The following is a 16,090-nucleotide window of genomic DNA, read 5'->3' on the forward strand; positions in this document are numbered from 1 at the left end:
CGTCGAACCGGGGCTGTTCACCGAGACGTTCTGGGCGTGTCTGCACGGACTGGCCACCCTGACCCGGGCCGGACGGCTGCCACCGGAATACACCCAGCAGAGGGTGGAACTGCTGGTGGACCGCCTCACTGTGCTCTGACACACCATCCCGGCAGGCGCACGGGGCCGCCGTCAACCGCACGTGTCCGTCAGTGGGCACCGGCTCCGTCCCAGGGGTACCAGTAGCCAGAGCAACCACCCTTGAAAGGTAGGACACCCCGTGACGATTCAGCGGATGGACAACGTGGGCATCGTCGTCGACGACCTGGAGGCTGCCGTCGCCTTCTTCACCGAGCTCGGCATGGAGCTGGAAGGCGAAGCGCAGCTCGAGGGAGTCTGCCCGGACCGGATGCTCGGCCTCGACGGGGTCCGCAGCGCCATCGCGATGATGCGCACCCCGGACGGCCACGGCAAGCTGGAGCTGACGAAGTTCCACGCCCCCGCGGCGATCGCCGCCGGACCGCCCGATCCGGCACCCAACACCCTGGGCCTGCACCGTGTCATGTTCGCCGTCGACGACATCGACGACACGATCACCCGTCTGCGCCGCCATGGCGCCGAACTCGTCGGCGAGGTGGCGCAGTACGAGAACGCCTACCGACTCTGCAACCTCCGCGGCCCCTCGGGAATCATCGTCGCTCTGGCCGAACGGATCGGCTAGGTTCGGACCTCTCCGAACGGTCGAGGCTGAGAACGAAGGCCGATGAATCCGGGCCGGAGCCCGGCCCGCACTCGTTCCGAGGGAACCGCCGGCCGCGCCGCCGGGTCTCTGGGCCTCCGGGCCTCCGGGCCAAGCGTGGGCTACCGCTTCTTGACGGTGTAGGCCAGGTGGGTCACCCGGGACGATGCGTCCGTGCGGGTCTGGTCGAGGGCGAGGCGGGCCGGGTCCACGCGGTCGAACAGGCGGATGCCGGTGCCGAACAGGACGGGCGCGAGGGTGATCGTGAACTCGTCGATCAGGCCGCTGTCCAGGTACTCCTGGATCGTCTCGGCGCCGCCGGCGATGCGGACGTCCCGGTCGCCGGCTGCCTCGCGGGCCTGGTCCAGTGCGCTGGAGATGCCGTCGTTGACGAAGTGGAAGGTCGTGCCGCCCGGCCGCTCCCACGGGTCACGCCTGGCGTGGGTGACGACGAACACCGGGGTGTGGAACGGAGCCTCCTCCGGCCATGCCAGCTCGCCGGCGTCGAACATGCGCTTGCCCATGACGCTCGCGCCGGTGCGCTCGTACGTCGCCCGGGCGATGTCGTTGTCGAGTCCTTCCTCGCCGCCCTCGCCGAGCTTGAGGTTCTCCCGGAACCACCGCTGCGGGAACAACCACGCCTGCAGCTCCGACCACTTCGCCATCCAGCGCTGGACCCTCGGGTCGTTCCGGCCTCCGGGCGAGAAGACGTCCTCGACGGGCACGGCCTCCGGCGCCATGAATCCGTCGAGCGACACCGTCACGCTGAAGAACACCTTCCCGGCCATCAGCCCACCGCTCCCTTCGGTGTGGTCGCGTTCCGGGCGGTCTCGTTCCCGGCGGTCTCGTTCCGGGTGAGTTCGGCGACGTAGACCGCCAGGTTGCCCAGCGTCTGCTCGCCGCCCTCGATCGCGTGGTACTTCTCCACCGCCTCGTCGCGCAGCTCCTTGGTGGGGAACACCGTGCGCATCACGATCCGGGTCTCCTCGCCGGCCGGCTCGAAGGTCAGGAGCGACTCGAAGGCGTTGGGGTCGTCGCGGGACTCGCCGTGCAGCATCGCGATCCGCTCCGGCGGGACGATCTCGGTCCAGGTGATCCACTCCTGGTAGTCGGTCCCGTCCGGCCCGTGCATCACGAAGGCCCAGGCCCCGCCGACGCGGAACTCGAAGGACCGCGTCGTGGTGGTGAACCCGTCCGGCCCCCACCACCGCGACAGGTGCCGGACCTGCGTGAACGCCTCGAACACCAGCTCCCGTGGGGCGCCGACGGTCCGGGAGACCACGATCTCGCGGTCCGCGGTCGTGCGGTCGGGCCCGCCGCCGCTACTGGTCGTCGTCATCCGGTGGTTCCTCCTGCCTTGCCTGTTTCAGATCGCGCACGTACTCGTCCAGCCGGTCGAAGGTCTCGTTCCAGAACCGCTCGAAGCCGCCCACCCACTCGTGGACCGGCCGCAGCCCGCGGGCGTCCAGGCCGTACAGCCGCTGCTTGCCCGCCCCGCGGACCCGCACCAGCCCGACCTCGCGAAGCACCCGCAGGTGCTTGGACGCCTGCGGCTGGCTCATTCCCAGGTCCCGCGCCAGCTCGGTCACGGGCCGCTCGCCGCCCCGCAGCAGCAACAGGATCTCCCGCCGCTGCGGCTCGGCGATCGCGTTGAACGCGTCCGAGGTCGTCGCCGCTCGTGCCATGCGACCATCATATGCCTATATCGGCATGCGTCAACGGCAGCGTGACCGACGACCGGCCCGAGGTGTCGAGGTACGCCGGCGGCGGCTGCTCGCATGTGCCGACCTCGCGGGCGAACACCTCGATCGAGCAGTTCCGGCGCACGGGCCGCGGCTACGGCGACCCCGAGCGCAAGTCCGCCCGGAACCAGTCGCTCGCATCCAGCGACGAGCGGTCGTGACCCGTCACATCACGATGGCGCCGCGTAACAGTGAACGGTCACCATCTGGGACGGGCTCCAGCGTTGCTCGACCGTGGCCAACAGTTCCCAGCCCAGCCGCTCGTACAGGGCTGCTGCGGCGGTGTCGGATGCCACGACGTCGAGCACCGGGTGCAGGCCATGACGTCGTGCTTCCTCCACGGCTCGGCCGATCAGCAGTGCGCCGATCCCGTGCCCCCTGGTTCGCGGGGCGACGAACAGTCGGCTGACCACGGCAGTCAGGTCCGTGCTCGTGCCCTTCCGTTCGCTCCACAGGCCAGGGGCCAGATCTCCTTCGCCGCCGCGGGACAAGCTGACATGGCCAACGAGACGGCCGCCGAGTTCAGCGACCCAGGCCCCCAACAGCGAGGCCTGCGACAGCCACTGATCGGGCCGGTCGGGCCAGTTGACCGGGTAGCCGTCACGTCGATGGACTTCCTGGAGAACCCGCACACACCCCTCGACATCGCCGTCAGTCCGCCGCCGGACCCGGCGGACCGGCCTTTCCACAGCAGCTCCGGAGTTCTCGATGCTCACTTCGACATGGAAGCACAGGCCACAGAGTCACAACCAGTTACTTTCGATGCGCCCCCAGGAGTCATCGGACGGACGTGCAGGTCGCCATCGAGTGCCGTGTGCTGCGCGTGGTGAGGGCCTGACCGCGAACACCATGCGGCGGAGGTCGGCACCGGTTCCGGCCGCCGAGAGACCCCGCCGTCATGCTGTCCGACCGGCGTCCGTGCCCGTGCGGAACGAGTCGCTTCTTCGAGCGCGAAGCATGGCACCGTGACGGCAACCGGTCTCGCACCCGGCTCGTCTGATCGCCTCTGTCGCCGCACCAGACGTTCGCATCGCCGGATGCCTCGACCCGCCCCAGGACCGGTGTGGCTATCGGCCACGTTCTCGGTGGACTTGATTCATGGGCAACCCTCTGGACGGCGCTCGACCCGTCTTCAGCGGTGCTGATAGATCCCTGCCTGCATGGGGTCGAACCCCGGCAGTCGCCCGATCGGAAGAGGGGGAACATTCATGCTCACACGCGCACAGTCCGCTGTCGGCCTCACGGCCGCCGGCCTGGTCCTCGGCCTGACCGGCACCCTCGCCGGCGCAACCACAGCCACTGCCGTACCCACCCAGCAGGCACACACCCGAACCGTCAGCGTCCAAACCGTCAACAACCTCGGCCTCAGCATCAGCGAAGGCAAGAGCGTGCAGTGCTACGTCCGCGGCGCCGGATACAGCCCCGGCACGATCGACGGCCAGCTCGGCCCCGACAGTTGGGCGGCCTGGCAGCGCTTCCTCAACGCCCTCAAATACAACGCCGGAACCGTCGACGGCGAGGTCGGCCCCAACACCGTCCGCGCACTCCAGCGCTTCCTCACCTACCTCGGCTACGACACCGGCGGTGTCGACGGCATCGCCGGAACCAAGACCAAGGCCGCCTGGAAGTCGTTCTCCCACCTCGGCAACGGCACGGACGGAAGCTGGTGCTGACCGCCCTTCGCGACACCGACCTGTCCTGATCAACTCCGGCCGACGGACGGGCCCCAGCTCAGAAACTGCCTGAGCTGGGGCTTTTGGTGCTGCGGACGCGGCGGGCGCGGCACACGCGGCACACGCGGCACAGGCGGCCGATGCGGGCCGTCGGTCAGCTGCGCGCCGCACGTCTGGCCGCGCGGGAGCTGCGGATCGCGCGGGTGAGGAGGGGCGGCAGCAGGTCGGCCGCGATGCGGCGGGTGAGGCTGCGGCCCGGGGCGGCGGGTGTGGAAGACCGGACGGCTGTCTGTTCGGCGACGGGCGCGGACTCGGGTGCGGACGCGGGCTCGGGCTCCGCGGCGTGCCGGGAGGGCGGGACGGACGGCGCCCGCATGCCCTTGGACTTGAGCCGGACGATGCGGTGTCCGGCCGCCTCCTGGACGCTGAGGTGGCAGTCCTCGCGTCCACGTGCCATCGCCAGCAGCTCCTCCTGCACCGGGGCGGGATCGTCCCAGGTGCCGTACAGCTTCTGTGTGCTCAGACAGATCGGACGCAGGCCCCTGTTGAGCACTGCCTCCCAGGCGGCGACGGAGACGCCGGGGGTGTGCTCCGAACGGAAGTCGTCCAGGACGACGACTCCGCCGGGCATCAGCAGGTCGTGCGCCGCGCCGATGTCGGCGTACACGTGCTCGTACAGATGCGAGGCGTCGACGTGGACGAACCGGCAGGAGCAGGGCTCGACCTCTTCCGGCACCAGGGAGCTGGGGCCCTGAAGGACACGGGGCAACTCACCGTGGAAGGAAAGGTAGTTCTCCTCGAACGCCCGTCGGCTGAGCGCGCCGTACGACTTCGTCGACTCCGCCCGGTTGGCATCGTCCGGCGCGTCGCCCTCGAAGAGGTCGCACACCGTGTACCGCTCACCGTCCCGGAGGCGGCTGCCGAGGAAGATCGCGCTCTTCCCCAGGTACACCCCGACCTCCAGCAGATCGCCCCGCATGCCCGCGGACTCCTGGTGGGCGAGGAGCCAGTCGAAGAGCATCTGGTCCAGTACGGGGAACCACCCGGGAACGTCGTCGAATCGACGGGGTGGCCGGGGTGCGTTTTGTACGGCCGTCATGCGAACAGGCACTCCCTTGCGTGAGCGAACGGGTGCGGAACTGCTGCGCACCTGCCCCGGGACGCCTGTCCAAACGGGGGGGAAGATGAACGGTGGGCCAATTCCCGTGGTGTCCTGGGCCGCGGTCTTGTCCTGGACTGCCGCAGCCCGTCCGCTGGCAGAACACGCGAGCAGATGAGCGTGTTCGACGTGGTGGGACCTCGGGCCGGCCGGGCGTTGTGGCGAGATGAGTAGAAGGACTCATGACGCCCGCTGAGCCGCGGGGGAAGATCCCGGGATGACGACGCTGAGGAAGACGAGGGCCAGGCTCGGGATGCTGCCGTTGGCGGTGGTGGTCCTGCTGACGGCGGGCTGCGGAACGCAGAGGGCGGGGGATGCCGCCGACGCGTACCGGCGTTCGCATCCGACACCGACCGGCATATCGACGCCGAGTACGCCGAGTACACCAACAGACTTCCCCTGCCCGGGCGAGAGCCATGGACCGACGCCGCCCACGGCCGCCGCCACTCCCAGCTCGACCGTGCCGCCGACCGACCACTACGCCGAGAACCACGGCTTCAGAGTTCCCATCCCGCTCCACGGCCGGAGCCGCTGCGACGGACTCACCGCCGTCAGCCACGTCGAGAGTGCGCTCGACCCGCTGCGCCGGCGCGGCGACTTCTCCCCGGACAGCGTCCGCAGCGCGCTCACCGGCCTCGGCTACTCCGCCGGGAAGGTGCAGGCGTACCGGAACGGCCCGACCGGGGTGGGCTTCCTCATCGACATCGGCGCCTCTCCCAGGTGCGTGGAGGGCACGATGAGCCGTGACTCCACCAAGGCGGACGCCTTCGGCGGCTACCCCGACGGCACCGGCTGCGAGCCCCCGAGCGGCGGCCACTGACCATGACCGTTCCCGCCACCCGGACGGTGGTGGCTGCGTACACGGAGGCGAGGGACCGGTACCTCGCCTCCGGGCCGGCGGTGTGCCCGGACCGGGGCCGGGGCGCTCAGCCTGCGCTGACCTCGACCGTCGGCACCCGGTACAGGCGTGTGACCGGCAGTGCCGACGACCCGGCCTCCGCTCGTATCGGCAGGGCTGCGGCGTCGGTCAGAGCGGGCGGGTCGACATCGGCGACGAACCACGCAGCCGGGTAGTCGCTGTCCTGGCGGAACTCGGCCACCGCCGCCAGGAACGACGTGCGCAGCCTGGCGGTCGGATCGATCAGCTCGGGCATCCGCTCATCATGCCCGTGGGCGTCCTGGGCCGCTTCCTCGGCCGGTGGCGGCAACGGGCTCTTCGCCTCGGTCGCTACCCGGACTTCACTGGCCGTACTGAGGTGCGGGGTACGGAGCGGCCTGCGGCGGGTACTGGGGCTGGTCGTACGCGTAGCCGCCCAACGTCGCCACGGCGGTGGCTTGCGAGTTGGCCACCGCGGTGCCGCCTCCCGAGGCCACGGCACGGGCCTGCGAGTTGGCCACCGCGGTGACCTGTGGAGCGCCGCCGTAGCCGTCGGCGAAGCCGACGCCGGCACCGACGGCGCACAACCCGACGACGGCTCCGGCTACGACGACGGCACGCTGAATCCTGCGCATGATGGGACCCTTTCCGACCCGGGCGCGCGGCCCTTGATCTGAGAGAAATGAGCGTATGCGTACACTTCGTGACAATTCTTAATCACTGGCCCCCTCTTCACCTGTCGGCTCGCCGGGCGCATCCACGTCCTGCCGCACCGTCGTCAGTCAGACATGACCGATGCTGGGGCAGACGCGGTCCACCCCGATCCGGTGCTTCGAGCACAAAAACATGTGTCCGGTTCGCTGGTCAGCGATCGTTCTGGGCCAACTCCCCCTTCAGTGCGGCGACTTGAATCTCCAGGGCGAAGTCGAAGCACTCGTCGAAGGTGCCCGCGGAGAGCATGATCAGGGCCTTGCCCATCAGGCGGAAAGCGTCTGCTACGCGGTGAGACCGGCTCGGACGAGACGGAATGCGGCTGCCGGGTCCGTGGCACGGGTGACCGTCCTGCCGACGACGACATGCGAGGCCCCGGCGGCGATCGCCGCATGCGGTGTCCCGGGGCGGGCGTGCTCGGCCGGGGAGTCGCCCGGCAGCGCGACTCCCGGGGTGACGATCAGGGCACCGGGGCCCAGGGTGTCGCGCAGTGCCGCGACGTCCGGCGGCGAGGCGATCACGCCATGGCAGCCGGCCCTCTGCGCCAACCGGGCCAGCCGGAGCACCTGCTGGTCCACCGTGTCGCCGACGCCGATGTCGGCGAGATCCGCGCCGGTCATACTGGTGACCACGGTCAGGGCGAGGACGCGCAGTCGGGGGAAGTCGCGGGCCGCCTCGACCGCGGCGGACATGATGCCGCCGCCGCCCATGCCATGCACGGTGACCATGGACACGCCGAGCGCTCCCGCGGCACGAACCGCAGCGGCGACCGAGTTCGGGATCTCGAAGAGCTTGAGGTCCAGGAAGACCTCCTTGCCCCGGGCGACAAGCCCCTTGACGACGTCCGGCCCCGCGGCGGTGAGCAGTTCCAGGCCGACTTTGTAGAAACGGCACTCGTCTCCCAGCCGCTCGACGACGGCATCGGCGGCTGCGCGATGGTCGCAGTCCAGGGCGACGATGATCTGGCTGATCGGATCCACGGGGGCATTGTGCCGCCACCGGTGCTCTCCGGGGCGGCCTGGGGGCGGTTGACGCTGCGGCTACACCTCCGAGGCTTCCAGCCTCTTGAGGGCGCACGGCGTCCTGGGTCCTGGGTCCTGGGCACGGACGGCGTCACTGTCGCCGTGCTCTGGGGAATACGGATCCGCGCTTGGCCTTTGAACGCTGTGGCACGGTCGGCGTCGGCCCTCTGGCGCGCGGCCGGGCAGGCCTTGTCCGGACGAGAGAGTGCGGTGATCACACGATGCTGGCGGTGCGGTTTCACGAGTACGGCGGGATCGATGTGCTGCGGGTGGAGGAGGTGGAGCGGCCGCTGCCCGGTGCTGGGCAGGTGCTGGTCGAGGTCCGCGCGGCCGGGATCCAGCCCGGCGAGGCGCACATCCGCACGGGCGGGCTGCATGAACGCTGGCCGGCGGCGTTTCCTTCCGGGCAGGGCAGCGATCTGGCCGGCGTCGTGGTGGAGGCCGGCCCGCAGGTCCGGGGCTTCGCTGTGGGCGACGAGGTTCTGGGCTTCACTCACCGGCGGGCCAGCCATGCGCAGTTCGTCGTGGTCGACGACGTGAACCTGGTCTCCCGCCCGGCGGGCTTGGCCTGGGAGGTTGCCGGGGCGCTGTACGTGGCCGGCACGACGGCCTACGCCACCGTGTTCGCGGTGGACCCCGGCCCGGACGACACGGTCGTCGTCTCCGGTGCGGCGGGCGGAGTCGGGTCGCTTGCCGTGCAGCTCGCGCGGCGGCGCGGGGCCACGGTGATCGGGCTGGCGAGCGAGCGGAACCACGCGTGGCTGAAGGATCGCGGTGTCCTCCCGGTCGAGTACGGGCCAGGCGTGGCCGGGCGGATCCGTGAGGCGTCGGGCGGCGCGGTCGACGCGTTCATCGACACCTTCGGCGACGGCTACGTGGCTCTGGCAGTGGAGCTGGGCGTGCGACCCGAGCGAATCAACACGATCCGCGACTGGCAGGCCGCGGCCGAGGTCGGCGCGCGGACCTACGGAGAAGGCGCGGCGGCGTCCGCGGTCGTGCTCGGCGAGCTGGCCCGGCTTGCCGCACGCGGGCAGTTGGAGGTGCCGATCGCCCGCACCTACCCGCTGGAACGGGTCCAGGACGCCTTCCGCGAGCTGGAACGGCAGCACACCCACGGCAAGATCGTGCTCCGGCCCTGAGGGTGACACTAGAGTTGAGCCGACGGACGACACACGGGGGTAGTGATGACTGGTCGGTGGGAGTCACTCGGCGAGGCCGGCGGCATCGAGGCGTACGTGCACCGCCCGGCGGGTGAGGTGCACGGCGCGGTGGTGGTCTGCTCCGAGCTGTACGGAGTCAACGCGTACGTCCGCGAGACCTGCGCGGAGCTGGCGGCGGCCGGTTACGCCGCGCTGGCGCCCGACTACTACTGGCGCAACGCCCGCCGCACCGCGCTCGGTTACTCCGCCGAGGAGCGCGAGAACGGCCTGGTGCTGATGCGCGCGCTGGACCGGGACGAACTGGTGGCCGACGCTTCCGCGGCGCTGGCGGCGGCGCGTGCCGAGGCAGGGGGGCGGGGCGTGGCGTTCCTCGGCCTGAGCATGGGCGGTCACATCGCGGTGCGGGCCGCGACCGAGCTGAGCTTCGAGCTGGCCGCGGTCTTCTACCCCGGCTGGCTGCTGAACAGCGGCTTCCCCCTGGTCGGGCCCGTGCCCCCGCTGGAGACCGGTGAACGAATCGCCGCGGGCGGCGCCTTCGTGCTGGGCTTCCGCGGCGAACTGGACCACATCATCCCGGCCGAGGAATGGCAGCAGGCCGAGGAGCGACTCACCAAGGCCGAGGTGCCGCACGAACTGGTCAGCTACCCGGGCGCCCGCCACGGCTTCGCCTGCGCCGACCGCCCGGAGGACTACGACCCTCAGGCCGGCGCCGACGCCTGGCGGAGGGTGTACGCCGCCTTGGCGTCACACCTGTGACCTCGCGCCCTCCCCGGTGGTACGCCAACCCTGTGGCCTGATCTGCTCGTTCGCGGACTCCACCATCGTGCGCGAGAACGTCGTTCGGACAGCCCCGAGGCGATGACCGTCGTTCCTGGTTGCGGGGCGGTTCAGCGCACCCAGGTGCTGGTGAGGTCCTGGACGGCCGAGCCGTCGAGGTCCGCGAGTGTGGTGGCGACGAAGTCGCGGGCCCATGCCGAGGTCTGGATCCGGAACGCCGGATGGTCGGCGGTCAGGGCGTCGATGATCGGGGCGGCGGCCTCGGCCGGGGACTGGGCGGTGCCGAAGGCCTGCTGGGTGCGGGCGATGTACGCCTCGAGGGCCGGAGCGTAGGGCCCGGCCGCGGCGAGCAGGGCGGGGACGTCCAGGCCGAGGTTGGTGACGAACTCGCTCGCCACCGCGCCGGGTTCGACCACGGTGACGTCGACGCCGACGGTGGCGGCGACGGGGGCGAGGGACTCCATGAAGCCCTCGACGGCGAACTTGGCGGCGCAGTAGGCCTCGTTGAAGGGCTGGCCGAGGACGCCGCCGACGCTCGTGACGGTGATCACGCGGCCCCGGGCGGCGCGCAGGTGGGGCAGGGCGGCGCGCGTGGTGGCCACCACGCCGAAGAAGTTGACCTCCATGGCGGAGCGGACGTCGTCGAGATCCATCTGTTCGATGGTGCCGACCGTGGCGGCGCCGGCGTTGTTGATCAGTGCGTCGAGGCGGCCGTGCTCGGCGATCACCTCGTCCAGGCAGGCGGCGATGCTGCCGGGGTCGACCACGTCCAGGCGCTTGACCTGGATCCGGTCGGCGACGCCGTGGTCGGCGGCGGCCTTGAGCAGGGTCTGGGCCTTGCCGGTGTCGCGCATGGTCGCGATGGTCGTCCAGCCCGACCGGGCGGCGCCGAGGGCGGCGGCCAGGCCGATGCCGGAGGACGTACCGGTGATCAGAACCGTCTTCGGGGAGGTCATCAGAGTCTCCTTGCCCGTCGGCAGGTAGCGTGTTCCGCGATAACCGGGGAGTTCCCCGGTTAACTGCAACGCTAACCGGGGAGCTCCCCGGTTGTCCAGTTAGACTGGCTTCCAGACGAAGGGAGCAGCCTTGACCACCCAGCCGGGCCCGCTGCGGGCCGATGCCCGCCGCAACCGCGAGCGCATCCTCGAAGCGGCCGTGCGCGCCTTCTCCGAGAAGGGTGCGGACGTTCCGATCGACACGATCGCCAAGGCCGCGGGCGTCGGCTCGGCCACGCTCTACCGCCACTTCCCCACGCGCGAGGCACTGGTCGAGGCGGCCTACCGCAACGAGCTGGCCCGGGTCTGCGACAGCGCCGCCGAGCTGCTCGCCGACCTCCCGCCGGACCGGGCGATGCGCCTGTGGATGGACAGGTTCATCGACTACCTGGCCGCCAAGCAGGGCATGGCGGAAGCCCTGCGGGCCGCGGTGGCCTCCGGCGCGGACCCCTTCGCCGAGAGCCTCGACAGGCTCAGCGCCGCGATCGGCATGCTGCTGCACGCCGGCACCGAAGCCGGGCTTCTGCGCTCGGACGTCGAGCCCATCGACGTCGGCCTCGGCCTCAGCGGCGTCGCACTGGTCGCCAGCACTCCGGCCCAGCGCGACCGGGCCGGCCGCCTCCTCGACCTGCTCCTCGACGGGCTCCGCCACGGAGCGGCCTGACAACTCGTCCGGCTACCGCGCCCAACGTCCCCTGGCCGGCGCGGTGCCGACGAGGCATTCGATGTCGGCCGGGAAGCCGGCGAGGGCGTATGCGGTCAGGCGCAGGTGACCCTCGAGGCAGACCAGGTCGTCCTGTCTCTCGCCGACGTGGTTCGCTCCGGCGTCGGAGAGGTCCGGGTGTGTCAGCAACCGCTCGGCCAGCCCGCCGGCCGTCAGGCGGGACCGGCGGTTCCGGCCGAACCTCCGGCTGGACTGCTCGCCGCTCAGGAAGCAGGCGATCATCTCGTCCTCACTGCTCATGCCCAGTACCCGCACGACCGTCAGCACAGGTTCGCCCTCGTCGGACGCCGCGGCCTGCTCTGCGAGTCGGGCCGCGATACCGGGCGTCCACGGAAAAGGAGTTGAGCGGTGCGGTGCCCCGCCGCTAGCGTCGTGGTGGATCGTGAAGTCGTCGTAGGGAGGTGAGACCCGTGAACACAGTCACCCATGGGTGCTCCCTCAACCCGTCACGGTCCGGCGGCTGACGTTCGGTGTCGCCGGGAGCGCCTGAGATCGAGGCACTCCTGGAGGGAGACTCCGATGAACACGAAGCCTTTCCCATCTGGCCTGAGCGAGAACGCGGTGATGATCACGCGCGTCGCGGACAGGCAATGGCATGCACTGGAAGACGACCTGGTGGTCGGTCGCGGGTATGCGGAGCACCGGGCCGACGGACGCTTGTTCGTCGGCATCGACGCCTGGCACGACGCCACCTTCGACCGGCTCGCCGAGGCGATGCTGGCGCAGCTGCCGACGCCGCTGTTCACGCTGGTCGACGAGGCCGACGTCGAGCTGACGGCCGGCTGGCGGCGGGCCGGTTTCACGATCGGGCGCCGCGAGTGGGAGTACGTCGTGCCGACCGACCCGCGGATCACGGGGCTCGACGACGTCCTGCCGCCTTCGGGCGTGTCGATCGTGCCCGCCGGTCAGGCGGACGAGAGTCTGCTGCGGGCGGTGGACCGCGCGATCCGTGACGAGGTCGAGGCGGCCGCCGGCTGGTGGCAGTCGATGCCCGCGGAGGTGATTGCCCGCCCCGAAGGCGACACCGTCGTCGACCCGTCGAAGTACGGGGTGGCCGCGGCACCGGACCGCTACCTGGGTCTGATCCGGGTGGTCAGGGTGAACCGGCCGCGCATCGGGCTGATCGCGGTCCGGGCCGGCGAGCAGCGCCGCGGCATCGCGCGGACACTGCTGGCCCACGCGCTGGGGACGCTGCACCGCTCCGGGTCCGCCGCGGCCTGGGCCGAGGTCCACGAGTCCAACCGAGCGGCCACGGCGCTGTTCGAGGGCATCGGTGCCCGGCCGGTGAGCAGCAACCTGGAGCTGGTGCGATGACGAAGGACAAGAACGTCATCGAGGTCGAGGGCAGGGTCGTCGAGTGTCTGCGCAGCGCCATGTTCACCGTGGAGCTCGAGAACGGCCACCAGGTGCTCGCGCACATCAGCGGGAAGATGCGCAAGCACTACATCAAGATCTACCTGGAAGACCGGGTGCTGGTCGAGCTCCCGCCGTACGACCTGACGCGCGGCCGGATCGTGTTCCGGTACCGGAACTAGGGGGTCGGCACCTTCCGCGGTAGCTGATCCCGGGGCCCCGGTCACGGCGTTTCCGTGACCGGGGCCCCGACGGCTCGCGCGGATGACGGCTCGCACGGCCGCGGCGGCCACCGCTGCGGCCGCCGCCTGCGGGTCAGGTCCGACGAGCACGGAGCGGTGCCGTGGCGCAAATGATTCTGGTCAGCATCAGTCAAGGATGATCAAATCGGTGCTCGATTCACTCAGTGAGGGGAGCTCCATGACGGCATCGACCTATGCGGATCTGTATCACCGGATGGCCGCGGACATCGATGCCGAGCGGGAATCCGTACTCGACCTGCTCAGTCCGGCCCCTTCGGTGCGCGCGGTCGTCGCCAAGCTCCTCCGGGAACGGACCTTCGCCTATCCGCTGTCCGTGCTGCCCCTGATCGTCCACGCCGCCGAGACCGGCAGTCCCGCACCGGCACTCCCGCTGACCGTCGTTCACGACCTGTGGTGGACGACGGCCTGCCGCCTGGACGACCTGGCCGACTCGCCGGACGGGCAGGAGACCGCGGATCCCGAGGTCAACCAGACGCTGCTGGCGATCGTCGCGGCGGGAACACCCCTTCCGCTGCTGATCGTTCAGACCCTGCGCGTTCCCGGGCCGATACGCGCCGCCCTCTCCGCCGAAGTCGCCCGATGCTGGGTCGCTGCGGCGGAGGGGCAGCTCAGAGACATCGAAGGGGAGGCGGTGACGGCCACACGGTCTTCGGTGCGGAACACCTATCTGGGCAAGTCCGGCGCGCCCTTCGCCATGATCACGGCCATGGCCGCCCGCCTGGCCGGTGCGGAGGAGCGGCGCGTGGCAGGCTGGCGTTCCTTCGGCGAGGTCTTCGGCCTGATCTGGCAGCTCTTCAACGACCAGGAGGACATCCTCTCGGGCCGGTTCGAGGACCTGCGGAACGGCACGGTGACCTATCTGCTCGCCTGTTGTCTGGAACAAGCGCCTCCTGACTCGGCGCGACGTCTGACGGACCTGCACTCCGCCGCGAAGAGCTCCGCACCCGCCCGGTCGGCCCTGACCCGCGAACTGCTCGCGCCCGCGGTCCTCGCCACCTACACACAGCACTGCGAGGAACTGCAGCGCCGAGCGCACCGGATCCTGGACGAGCTCGGCGGCACCGAGGAGTACCTCACCCTCCTGCGCGACCTGGTCGACCAGGCGTCCCGCGTGCTCCTCCGGACGGACACCGCCGCGTAGCCGCCCGTACGCGCAAGCAGCGCCGGCAGCGGCTGCGACGGGCACGGGAGGGAAGGCCGTCGAGGAGCGTCGGGCGTCTTCGGGAGGCCGAAGTCTGGTTGTTTCCCCCGATCTTGGCGTGCGGGCGCCGTAGCCGCTGGCCGCGGCCGGCACTCCGCCCTAGTCTTCCGGCGACCGGCCCGCGGAGCTGTTCGCCACCCGGTGCCGCCCGCTGGACGTCGTACTGAGAGGGGAGTGCCACTCCATGGTGACCGCGCATCCGTCCCGCGACGGCGAGTCCGGGGCCTCGGGAATCCGGCGGGCGCGGTTCCTGGCGGTCCTGGCGGGTGCCGTGGCGGCCCTCGTCGTGTGGCTGGTGGCCGCACAGCTGGCGGGCGTCCACCTCGACGTCCGCACGGGTTCGGACCACCACGAACAGCGCGTCGGAGCGGGGGCGGTCCTGGCGGCGTCGGTGGTGGCGGGCCTCGCCGCGTGGGGTTCGCTCGCCGCCCTGGAGCGGTGGGCACCGGCGCGGGCGAATCGCACCTGGCCGGTCCTCGCCCTCACGATCCTGGTCCTGTCCCTGGCCGGCCCGTTCGGCCTCGGTGTCACGACGGCCGCCAAGGCGGTGCTCGTGTGCCTGCATCTGGTGACGGGCCTGGTGCTCGTCGCCGGGCTGCGGCGGACCGCTGCGAGGTCGTAGACAGCTCCGGCGCACCGCACCCCGGGCAGGGGCGGTGGCCGTGGATCCGTGTGTTCCGGGGCCGGGCGCCGCGCCCCCGGAACGTCACGTGGTGCCCGGCTCAGACCGTGGTGCGGATCACCGGGATCCACAGCTGGGCGTCGTGCTGCGCCGGGTCGTCCTGCGCCGGGCGGGTGCGCAGGATCTCCGGCCCCGGACGGTACTCGTAGGGGTTGGACGGGATCCACTGGGCGGCCACGTCGGCCCACATCTGCTGCAGTGCCTGCGGGAACGGCCCGGTGTTCTCGAACACGGCCCAGGTGCCCGCCGGGCAGTCCAGCACGTCGAGATCCTCGGGCAGCTCGGCGGCCGTGGTCACCACGGCGTGGTAGTAGTCGAGTTCGCTGCCCTCCTCGAAGCCGTCCGACAGGCGCACGGTCGCCGACACCACGCCTTGCGGGTCCTGGTCCGAGAGACCGGCGATCCGCAGCATCGTCTCCGGCGAGATGCTCTGGATGTGCTCGGCGATGTGCGGGTTGACACCCTGGTAGATCAGCGGGACGCGGGCCTTCCTGCCGACGACCCGGAATGCTTCCTTCTCCACGATGCGGTACCGCATGGTGCTGTTCCCTTCGACGGTGAGGCGGAAGGACAGCCGGGGCTGCGAGTTCAGGGCCGCGCCGGTACGCCTGGCCTCGCCGGGACCGACGCCGTGCACGGCGCGGAACGCCCGGGCGAAGGCCTCCCCCGAGGTGTAGCCGTAGCGGATAGCGATCTCCAGCAAGGTCGGTTCCCCGGCCAGCACCTCGGCCCCCGCGACGGTGAGCCGTCGGCGCCGGACGTACTCCGACAGCGGCATCCCCGCCAGTGACGAGAACAGCCGACGGAAGTGGTATTCCGACGTGACCGTGATCCGGGCCAGCGCGGTCACCTCGATCTTCTGGTCGAGGTGACCCTCGATGTGCTCCATGGCCTGGTTCAGCCGATCCAGCAACCCCGGCCTCCTTCCCTTTCGATCACCGACCTTAGGAGCGACCGAGCCTGCCGCACCCGACAACCCGTGCCCGCTCCGGTCGGGTGGGCGGCCGCGGGTCCGGCCGGAGGCCAAGTGACC

At 70.9% G+C, this 16,090-nt stretch carries 22 protein-coding genes and 1 pseudogene; 12 read left to right on the forward strand and 11 right to left on the reverse strand.

The window, feature by feature from the left end; translation table 11 throughout:
* Together BIV23_RS51765 and BIV23_RS13160 are read left to right on the forward strand one after the other, a co-directional pair.
* A pseudogene (locus BIV23_RS51765) lies at positions 1-139 on the forward strand (WHG domain-containing protein); the annotation flags it as partial.
* A 120-nt stretch (positions 140-259) separates the two neighbouring features.
* On the forward strand, positions 260-700 hold the full coding sequence (locus tag BIV23_RS13160) for a VOC family protein (RefSeq protein ID WP_245790507.1): 441 nt from the start codon (positions 260-262) through the stop codon (positions 698-700).
* A 140-nt stretch (positions 701-840) separates the two neighbouring features.
* On the opposite strand, the gene BIV23_RS13165 is transcribed toward BIV23_RS13160, so the two are convergent.
* From BIV23_RS13165 to BIV23_RS13175, 3 genes are read right to left on the reverse strand one after another with little or no spacing between them, the layout of a single operon-like run.
* Complete coding sequence (locus BIV23_RS13165; RefSeq protein WP_071380997.1) at positions 841-1,506, reverse strand: dihydrofolate reductase family protein; 666 nt, start codon at positions 1,504-1,506, stop codon at positions 841-843.
* Positions 1,506-2,057: an SRPBCC family protein gene (locus BIV23_RS13170; protein ID WP_071380998.1), complete on the reverse strand. Its 552-nt coding sequence runs from the start codon at positions 2,055-2,057 to the stop codon at positions 1,506-1,508. Before BIV23_RS13170 ends, BIV23_RS13165 begins: the two co-directional genes overlap by 1 nt.
* The gene (locus BIV23_RS13175) at positions 2,041-2,403 is read right to left on the reverse strand and encodes an ArsR/SmtB family transcription factor (protein ID WP_071380999.1); all 363 of its coding nucleotides are present in this window, start codon (positions 2,401-2,403) and stop codon (positions 2,041-2,043) included. The genes BIV23_RS13170 and BIV23_RS13175 overlap by 17 nt, the downstream gene beginning before the upstream one ends.
* Before the next feature lie 11 nt (positions 2,404-2,414).
* Here BIV23_RS13175 and BIV23_RS49585 point away from each other — a divergent pair, with 11 nt between their 5' ends.
* A complete protein-coding gene (locus tag BIV23_RS49585; RefSeq protein ID WP_143079075.1) occupies positions 2,415-2,621 on the forward strand; it encodes a hypothetical protein in 207 nt (68 codons plus the stop codon).
* A 9-nt stretch (positions 2,622-2,630) separates the two neighbouring features.
* Here the strand turns inward: BIV23_RS49585 and BIV23_RS13180 are convergent, their stop codons facing one another.
* Entirely contained in the window at positions 2,631-3,176 is a 546-nt protein-coding gene (locus tag BIV23_RS13180) for a GNAT family N-acetyltransferase (RefSeq protein ID WP_177239880.1), read from the reverse strand.
* Positions 3,177-3,668: 492 nt separating this feature from the next.
* Between BIV23_RS13180 and BIV23_RS13185 the strand changes: the two genes are divergently transcribed.
* A complete protein-coding gene (locus tag BIV23_RS13185; protein WP_071381000.1) occupies positions 3,669-4,133 on the forward strand; it encodes a peptidoglycan-binding domain-containing protein in 465 nt (154 codons plus the stop codon).
* A 154-nt stretch (positions 4,134-4,287) separates the two neighbouring features.
* Here the strand turns inward: BIV23_RS13185 and BIV23_RS13190 are convergent, their stop codons facing one another.
* Positions 4,288-5,232 carry a class I SAM-dependent methyltransferase gene (locus BIV23_RS13190; RefSeq protein ID WP_071381001.1) on the reverse strand — a complete coding sequence of 315 codons (945 nt, stop codon included), beginning with the start codon at positions 5,230-5,232 and terminating at the stop codon, positions 4,288-4,290.
* Positions 5,233-5,509: 277 nt separating this feature from the next.
* Here BIV23_RS13190 and BIV23_RS13195 point away from each other — a divergent pair, with 277 nt between their 5' ends.
* The gene (locus tag BIV23_RS13195) at positions 5,510-6,112 is read left to right on the forward strand and encodes a hypothetical protein (protein WP_071381002.1); all 603 of its coding nucleotides are present in this window, start codon (positions 5,510-5,512) and stop codon (positions 6,110-6,112) included.
* A gap of 106 nt (positions 6,113-6,218) precedes the next feature.
* Here BIV23_RS13195 and BIV23_RS13200 read toward each other — a convergent pair whose 3' ends face one another.
* From BIV23_RS13200 to pyrF, 3 genes are all read right to left on the reverse strand, one after another.
* Positions 6,219-6,446, reverse strand: coding sequence for a hypothetical protein (locus BIV23_RS13200; protein ID WP_071381003.1), 228 nt, complete (start codon positions 6,444-6,446; stop codon positions 6,219-6,221).
* A gap of 85 nt (positions 6,447-6,531) precedes the next feature.
* On the reverse strand, positions 6,532-6,804 hold the full coding sequence (locus BIV23_RS13205; RefSeq protein WP_143079076.1) for a hypothetical protein: 273 nt from the start codon (positions 6,802-6,804) through the stop codon (positions 6,532-6,534).
* Between the two features lie 360 nt (positions 6,805-7,164).
* On the reverse strand, positions 7,165-7,860 hold the full coding sequence (gene pyrF, locus BIV23_RS13210) for an orotidine-5'-phosphate decarboxylase (RefSeq protein ID WP_071381005.1): 696 nt from the start codon (positions 7,858-7,860) through the stop codon (positions 7,165-7,167).
* 263 nt (positions 7,861-8,123) lie between these two features.
* Between pyrF and BIV23_RS13215 the strand changes: the two genes are divergently transcribed.
* Both BIV23_RS13215 and BIV23_RS13220 read left to right on the forward strand, forming a co-directional pair.
* A complete protein-coding gene (locus BIV23_RS13215; protein ID WP_071381006.1) occupies positions 8,124-9,041 on the forward strand; it encodes an NADP-dependent oxidoreductase in 918 nt (305 codons plus the stop codon).
* Positions 9,042-9,086: 45 nt separating this feature from the next.
* Complete coding sequence (locus tag BIV23_RS13220; protein ID WP_071381007.1) at positions 9,087-9,818, forward strand: dienelactone hydrolase family protein; 732 nt, start codon at positions 9,087-9,089, stop codon at positions 9,816-9,818.
* A 131-nt stretch (positions 9,819-9,949) separates the two neighbouring features.
* Here BIV23_RS13220 and BIV23_RS13225 read toward each other — a convergent pair whose 3' ends face one another.
* The gene (locus BIV23_RS13225) at positions 9,950-10,795 is read right to left on the reverse strand and encodes an SDR family oxidoreductase (RefSeq protein WP_071381008.1); all 846 of its coding nucleotides are present in this window, start codon (positions 10,793-10,795) and stop codon (positions 9,950-9,952) included.
* A gap of 130 nt (positions 10,796-10,925) precedes the next feature.
* Between BIV23_RS13225 and BIV23_RS13230 the strand changes: the two genes are divergently transcribed.
* On the forward strand, positions 10,926-11,498 hold the full coding sequence (locus BIV23_RS13230) for a TetR/AcrR family transcriptional regulator (protein ID WP_071381009.1): 573 nt from the start codon (positions 10,926-10,928) through the stop codon (positions 11,496-11,498).
* Between the two features lie 12 nt (positions 11,499-11,510).
* Here the strand turns inward: BIV23_RS13230 and BIV23_RS13235 are convergent, their stop codons facing one another.
* On the reverse strand, positions 11,511-11,798 hold the full coding sequence (locus tag BIV23_RS13235) for a hypothetical protein (protein ID WP_245790508.1): 288 nt from the start codon (positions 11,796-11,798) through the stop codon (positions 11,511-11,513).
* Positions 11,799-12,077: 279 nt separating this feature from the next.
* Between BIV23_RS13235 and BIV23_RS13240 the strand changes: the two genes are divergently transcribed.
* The 4 genes from BIV23_RS13240 to BIV23_RS13255 all read left to right on the forward strand — a co-directional run bounded on the left by BIV23_RS13240 (position 12,078) and on the right by BIV23_RS13255 (position 14,997).
* On the forward strand, positions 12,078-12,872 hold the full coding sequence (locus BIV23_RS13240; protein WP_071381011.1) for a GNAT family N-acetyltransferase: 795 nt from the start codon (positions 12,078-12,080) through the stop codon (positions 12,870-12,872).
* Positions 12,869-13,093 carry a translation initiation factor IF-1 gene (infA, locus tag BIV23_RS13245; protein WP_071381012.1) on the forward strand — a complete coding sequence of 75 codons (225 nt, stop codon included), beginning with the start codon at positions 12,869-12,871 and terminating at the stop codon, positions 13,091-13,093. The genes BIV23_RS13240 and infA overlap by 4 nt, the downstream gene beginning before the upstream one ends.
* 238 nt (positions 13,094-13,331) lie before the next feature.
* Positions 13,332-14,315 carry a polyprenyl synthetase family protein gene (locus tag BIV23_RS13250; RefSeq protein WP_071381013.1) on the forward strand — a complete coding sequence of 328 codons (984 nt, stop codon included), beginning with the start codon at positions 13,332-13,334 and terminating at the stop codon, positions 14,313-14,315.
* Positions 14,316-14,559: 244 nt separating this feature from the next.
* Entirely contained in the window at positions 14,560-14,997 is a 438-nt protein-coding gene (locus tag BIV23_RS13255; RefSeq protein WP_071381014.1) for a DUF6069 family protein, read from the forward strand.
* Between the two features lie 100 nt (positions 14,998-15,097).
* On the opposite strand, the gene BIV23_RS13260 is transcribed toward BIV23_RS13255, so the two are convergent.
* On the reverse strand, positions 15,098-15,970 hold the full coding sequence (locus BIV23_RS13260) for an AraC family transcriptional regulator (RefSeq protein ID WP_071381015.1): 873 nt from the start codon (positions 15,968-15,970) through the stop codon (positions 15,098-15,100).
* Between the last annotated feature and the right edge of the window lie 120 nt (positions 15,971-16,090).

This window comes from Streptomyces monashensis (assembly GCF_001866665.1).
GTDB lineage: Bacteria > Actinomycetota > Actinomycetes > Streptomycetales > Streptomycetaceae > Streptomyces > Streptomyces monashensis.

Excerpts from the sequence above, each read along its gene's own strand:
- BIV23_RS13165 (WP_071380997.1), bottom strand. The coding sequence starts at position 1,506 with ATGGCCGGGAAGGTGTTCTTCAGCGTGACGGTGTCGCTCGACGGATTC.
- BIV23_RS13170 (WP_071380998.1), bottom strand. The coding sequence starts at position 2,057 with ATGACGACGACCAGTAGCGGCGGCGGGCCCGACCGCACGACCGCGGAC.
- BIV23_RS13175 (WP_071380999.1), bottom strand. The coding sequence starts at position 2,403 with ATGGCACGAGCGGCGACGACCTCGGACGCGTTCAACGCGATCGCCGAG.
- BIV23_RS49585 (WP_143079075.1), top strand. The coding sequence starts at position 2,415 with ATGCCTATATCGGCATGCGTCAACGGCAGCGTGACCGACGACCGGCCC.
- BIV23_RS13185 (WP_071381000.1), top strand. The coding sequence starts at position 3,669 with ATGCTCACACGCGCACAGTCCGCTGTCGGCCTCACGGCCGCCGGCCTG.
- BIV23_RS13190 (WP_071381001.1), bottom strand. The coding sequence starts at position 5,232 with ATGACGGCCGTACAAAACGCACCCCGGCCACCCCGTCGATTCGACGAC.
- BIV23_RS13195 (WP_071381002.1), top strand. The coding sequence starts at position 5,510 with ATGACGACGCTGAGGAAGACGAGGGCCAGGCTCGGGATGCTGCCGTTG.
- BIV23_RS13200 (WP_071381003.1), bottom strand. The coding sequence starts at position 6,446 with ATGCCCGAGCTGATCGATCCGACCGCCAGGCTGCGCACGTCGTTCCTG.
- BIV23_RS13205 (WP_143079076.1), bottom strand. The coding sequence starts at position 6,804 with ATGCGCAGGATTCAGCGTGCCGTCGTCGTAGCCGGAGCCGTCGTCGGG.
- BIV23_RS13215 (WP_071381006.1), top strand. The coding sequence starts at position 8,124 with ATGCTGGCGGTGCGGTTTCACGAGTACGGCGGGATCGATGTGCTGCGG.
- BIV23_RS13220 (WP_071381007.1), top strand. The coding sequence starts at position 9,087 with ATGACTGGTCGGTGGGAGTCACTCGGCGAGGCCGGCGGCATCGAGGCG.
- BIV23_RS13225 (WP_071381008.1), bottom strand. The coding sequence starts at position 10,795 with ATGACCTCCCCGAAGACGGTTCTGATCACCGGTACGTCCTCCGGCATC.
- BIV23_RS13235 (WP_245790508.1), bottom strand. The coding sequence starts at position 11,798 with ATGAGCAGTGAGGACGAGATGATCGCCTGCTTCCTGAGCGGCGAGCAG.
- BIV23_RS13240 (WP_071381011.1), top strand. The coding sequence starts at position 12,078 with ATGAACACGAAGCCTTTCCCATCTGGCCTGAGCGAGAACGCGGTGATG.
- infA (WP_071381012.1), top strand. The coding sequence starts at position 12,869 with ATGACGAAGGACAAGAACGTCATCGAGGTCGAGGGCAGGGTCGTCGAG.
- BIV23_RS13250 (WP_071381013.1), top strand. The coding sequence starts at position 13,332 with ATGACGGCATCGACCTATGCGGATCTGTATCACCGGATGGCCGCGGAC.
- BIV23_RS13255 (WP_071381014.1), top strand. The coding sequence starts at position 14,560 with ATGGTGACCGCGCATCCGTCCCGCGACGGCGAGTCCGGGGCCTCGGGA.